The sequence below is a fragment of the Allobosea sp. 10L417 genome (genome assembly GCF_056395485.1).
The window spans coordinates 1-4,608 of the sequence record NZ_JBFTJP010000030.1 but is presented as its reverse complement, the minus strand read 5'-3'; the positions used below and the strand labels follow the sequence as shown (position 1 = coordinate 4,608).

Annotated in this window: 5 protein-coding genes and 1 pseudogene; 4 read left to right on the top strand and 2 right to left on the bottom strand. The window is 58.6% G+C overall.

The annotated features are described in order from the left end of the window. A partial coding sequence (locus AC1DE3_RS28165; protein ID WP_476852971.1) for an acyltransferase family protein occupies nucleotides 1-395 on the bottom strand: 395 nt, incomplete at its 3' end. An 870-nt stretch (nucleotides 396-1,265) separates the two neighbouring features. Between AC1DE3_RS28165 and AC1DE3_RS28160 the strand changes: the two genes are divergently transcribed. Both AC1DE3_RS28160 and AC1DE3_RS28155 read left to right on the top strand, forming a co-directional pair. Further along, nucleotides 1,266-1,493, top strand: coding sequence for a hypothetical protein (locus AC1DE3_RS28160; RefSeq protein ID WP_476798068.1), 228 nt, complete (start codon nucleotides 1,266-1,268; stop codon nucleotides 1,491-1,493). A 104-nt stretch (nucleotides 1,494-1,597) separates the two neighbouring features. Then, nucleotides 1,598-1,876: a DUF1488 family protein gene (locus AC1DE3_RS28155; RefSeq protein ID WP_476781347.1), complete on the top strand. Its 279-nt coding sequence runs from the start codon at nucleotides 1,598-1,600 to the stop codon at nucleotides 1,874-1,876. 58 nt (nucleotides 1,877-1,934) lie between these two features. Here AC1DE3_RS28155 and AC1DE3_RS28150 read toward each other — a convergent pair whose 3' ends face one another. Continuing rightward, a complete protein-coding gene (locus AC1DE3_RS28150) occupies nucleotides 1,935-2,081 on the bottom strand; it encodes a hypothetical protein (RefSeq protein WP_441514555.1) in 147 nt (48 codons plus the stop codon). A gap of 177 nt (nucleotides 2,082-2,258) precedes the next feature. Between AC1DE3_RS28150 and AC1DE3_RS28145 the strand changes: the two genes are divergently transcribed. Both AC1DE3_RS28145 and AC1DE3_RS28140 read left to right on the top strand, forming a co-directional pair. Then, on the top strand, nucleotides 2,259-2,735 hold the full coding sequence (locus tag AC1DE3_RS28145) for a helix-turn-helix transcriptional regulator (RefSeq protein ID WP_476852972.1): 477 nt from the start codon (nucleotides 2,259-2,261) through the stop codon (nucleotides 2,733-2,735). A gap of 1,337 nt (nucleotides 2,736-4,072) precedes the next feature. Next, nucleotides 4,073-4,608 (top strand): annotated as a pseudogene (locus AC1DE3_RS28140) (hypothetical protein); the annotation flags it as partial.

Sequence of the window (4,608 nt, the reverse complement as noted above, 5' to 3'; positions counted from 1 at the left end):
ATCGGCAGATGAGCTCGATCGCTCGATGCGACCTCGTTCACTACTCTTGCGAACTCTGGATCGCCAAAACCCGGTGCGCTGAGGGCCGACGCAAGCAACTCACTTGTGAAGAAACCGAAAAAGCATGTCACCGCAAACAGTGGAAAAATTCGAGCAAACCTTCGAATAATATAGGGGGCATAGCCCTCCTGCTTCTCCAGAACGACATGGGTTATGACAAACCCACTTATGATAATGAAGACCAGCACGGATGGAAGACCGACGGCTCGAAGAAGCGAGCTCACGCCATTGCCGTTGAACGCCGAGATGTAGGCGAGGTGAGAAAATACGACCGACCAGGCAAGGATGCCTCGAAGTCCTTCTATAGCCACAAACATTTTGGGCCGAACGGTCAAAGGTAACCCCCGAAGAAAGATTGATATTATTAGCTTTTGATTGTCATATCAATAACATATGTCAGATTTTGACTCGAAATAATCTTCCCTTCCTTTGCGAGATGTTCCTGGGCGAGACGAGAAAGCAGTCGCAAACGAATGGAGCGAGAATTGGCTCCCTATGGAATCGATCAGTTCGCGCGAGGTACGAAGGCCGGGTCCGCGGGCCTCCAGCCCTTGGCGTAATCCGATCGGCGGCCGATTTCACGTCGTGAAACTGGAGCCGCAGCCGCGACGAGCTAGCGAACGCGGTGCTCGCAGCTTGCGAGATAGCGACAGAGGCTGAGCTCCAGCTCGGCTCGCTCACGTCCTCATCTTCAGCGGCGATATCGATGCATCGCAAGCGCTCCAGCGCACCGCGAAATTGCTCGGGCGTTTCGATAGGTTCCGCTGCATGCGATCGGCGGGTTTCTGGGAGGATCCGCATCAACTTCCTCCAGTGCTACATTCACTGGCAGTTGGTCCGAGCTATCAACCATCGGTGACCGTCTGGCCTACGGGCCCGATCACTCGCAGCCGGGACAGCGACTCGCTCATGGCCGGCGGTAGAGCAAGGAAGCCACCGGTGCCGGTGATCTTCGAATTCGACGCCTACGGAGTTCATGGTCCCGCGTGCAAACACATGGCAGCGTTGGCCCTTTCGGCTGCAGCGATCCCAGCGATAGATGTAAATTCGATCGGAATCGGCTGCCGATGCTCGGGGCCTGGGAGCACGAACGTCGGCAGCCCGCGCACCCGCCAACGCTACCCATCGGGCGAGCGGAGCATGCGGCAAAACCGGGATCATGTTGTCCTTCATTTGGAGGGCAGGCATCACAGCAACCTCCCGGCATGGTCCTCAGCGTCGGCGCGCTGGCGATACTCGGCTTCCATTTCCTCGACGATTCCGATTTGAAACAAAGCAACCTCCTGCTTCATCCGGCCTTCGGCGATGCGGGTCGCATAGACGCGGCGGCGGAATCCGAGTTCGCGTGCGAGGGCCTGCTACTTCTGGCGGGCGGTGAAGCGGTCAGCCATGGCGGCCATCCCGATCGATGCTGTTGCGCAATGGAACCGTGATGTTCGTCTGGCATTGAACATTCAGGGCGTTGTGCGTCGGCGTCCTGCCGCCAGCGCTTGCCGTTTCCAGATCCCGAGCCCTCAAATTCACGGGGCAAACAGCCATGGCTTTCATTCTCGATGAGCACACCGCGCCTGATTGCGAGCGCGCGAGACAAAGCGTTCGCTTCTGCATGGTCGATGGAGGCGAAAGGGCGATCTGCCAGGTCGGATATACGACACTGAGCGATCTCGCCGCTGAGGCTATCGAAACAGACGAGGACTGCCTCGACCGTTTTCGATCACATCGTTGGGAGATTGCCGCTGCCGCCGCTCGCCTTCTCGAAAAAGGAGCGCACAAGGGCGGAACGATCATCCAGATCATTCGGGCGAACTTGCCCTGAAGATCGGGAACGCGACGCAGCTTCAAGCGCACGCCGTCGATGTCGAGATGGAGCCTGGTCATGCCGCCGCCCTCCGCTCAAGCTCGGCGATGACGCCGTCGATCTCCTGACGCTGCTTGCGGGCGATGGCGAGCTGTTCGGCGAACTTCTCGCGCGGGAAGCGTCCGGTCTTGATCTCCCGGACGGTGAAGCCGAGCTTGCGCATGGGATCTCGCCGATGCGCGCCCGGTCGGCTTCGGTGTAGACGCGATCCACGCCATCACGGCTGGGGGCGAGCAGGCCGCGGCTTTTCTCGTTTCAAGCGAACTCATGCCAGCTACTGGACGCGCGAGATTTCCCGTGCTTCCCAGAATTCATTGTGCTGCAATATTCATTGATTTTAATGTTAGGTGAAGCGCATCATTTTGTAGCCTTGGGGGAGGCGAGCAATATGAGCAAAATTACTTCAAACTGTTTCCTGCCGCATGTTCAGTGGGAAATTTCCGAGGGCAAKGCCAGTTCTATTGGCGCCGAAATAATCGGCTTTCTTAGATCGACACTGACATCATACATGGACGAACGMGTCCCGGTAATCAGCGAGATTGCGAAGACAGCAGGGCTCAGTATCAGAAGCCTCCAACGCAAGCTTGCCGCTGCCGGTCTCWCCTACTCACAACTGGTCGAAGCGGCGCGCTTTGAAAAGGCAATTGAGCTTCTCSGCACGACCGACGCCAAAATMATCGAGGTGGCATTTGCTGCCGGATACAGCGACCCCGCTCACTTCGCACGCGCATTCCGCCGAATGGCAGGAACGACGCCGAGAMGATTTCGCAACGAGAGCAGKATGGCCGCTCGCTCCCGCTTCGGCRGGCTCGTATAGGAGGCGTCCCTCGGCGTGGCGCCGAGGCGATAGAYCGCGGAAGCTGCGCYGAGTTCCSGTCCGACAAATAATGTTGATATCGTGGCGAGCCCTTCTAAATTTATCCTTCGCAAGTGTCCTTTTTGGAGGGAGGGAGACATGCCCTTTTCGTCGCTGAGTGACCCCACCGATCTCGCTCGGGCTTGCGCGGCGCTGGAGGTTGCGTGGAACGAAATCAGATCGAGCATTCCCCCTGCGTTTGAAGAGCGAGAACGCACCAGACTGGCTTACATCGTGGCAGCGCTGGTGGCCGTCGCGGGAGCCCTTGATCTAAAATTTTTGACCGGATTAGCGGAACTAGACCTTGGAGAGTTCGTTCTGGATAAATCCACTGCGCGGGTTAGTGGAGATGGTTCCTCTGCCAAGATGGCCATCGAAGGGAGTCGCCCCCCCCCGCCGGCTCCCTTTTTCTATGGCGGATCGCGTGGCGCGGACAGCCGCCCGATGACAGCAAGGTAGCGGTCGCTGGAATGCGCGGCTGCAACGACGAGATTCGTACCGTCGTCGCAGACCACGCGGAGCCTGTAGAAGAGGGCGGCTGGATCGACGTCCGAGAGATCGCAGAAAAGGTACCCGGCGCGGGTATCGTCGGAGTTGCTGCCAAATTGGTAGTTGAGCGGGAGCGGCCCTAGCCTCTCTCGGATTGCGGTGGTGATTGGTTGAGCGTCTCGATCACCGGAGCCGCGTCGGTCCCCCCGAGCCGGCGCGGTTTCATTGTTTGAGGGCAAGCGAAATCGCGATGAATCCGAAAACGCGGCAATCGCTGCGCGGCCTCTTCGCCGACGCTAATGAGGTTACTTGCCAGGCCCTCATGGTCCTCGCGCCGGAAGCCCAGGCGAACAGCCAAGACGCCAAATCCGTGGCCGGTGCCTCCGCCGATTGCAGCTGCTCGACGCAGAGATCATCCGCGTGTTGGTAGCGCTCCCCCCGAATGCGTGGCGCCGAGCTGCCGTCTTTCCCCTCCCAGGGCGTGTGTGGCTCGGGCGTCGATCATCTCCCAGCTGCCGGCAACGCGGCGACAATTTCCTGCTCAAGCTCCAGGATGATAGTCTTCCGCAATGGCAACTGCGGCGGTCCCTGGCTGATGAGACCAAAAAAAATCGGCCGCCGGCAGCAAGCCTGAGTTGGATCTTCCCGTGAGGCCAGCGGGGCATCAATCGTGCCAGGCCTGCTTTTTGCTCTGGCGTCATGGCGCCTGCCGAAATCCCCCGTACAGGCTAACTACGCGTTGGGGTTCGCGATATTGTCCCTGGTGTCAGGCTGCTGTTCTCACCACGATTACTTGTTGCCACTGAGCGATGCGGTTCTATCGTAGGAAAGAAGCAGGTTTCGTATTTGCGTTCGCACAGGGGGTCACCGTGCAAGCGTCGAATTGCTTTGGTACTTTGACCGAACCAGCGGGGGAAGCGGTAAGGTCAGAGCTCGCGCGGATCGTGGGAAGTGCAGATTTCAATGTTCCTGCGCGTGTAAAACACTTTCTACAGTACATTGTCGAAGAAAAGCTTTCGGGGCAAGAAAAGCGATTAAAGGCCTTCACGATTGCGAATGAGGTATTTGGTCGGGGAGCGGATTTTGACGCCATGAACGATCCGGTGGTGCGGATCGAGGCCGGTCGCCTGCGGCGCGCGCTGGAAAGATATTACCTTCTCGATGGAAAATGCGATCCGGTGGTTATTCAGGTGGCAAAGGGGAGCTATGTTCCCGCGTTCCGCTGGCGTGTTATCGATACGCCGGTGCTGGACGAAGCCGGGCCGTGGGAGACACCCCGCCAAAGCCGATCATCACGTACGGAATTGATGACCCGCCCCGGCGTACTGGCCTGCGGCCTTTTGTG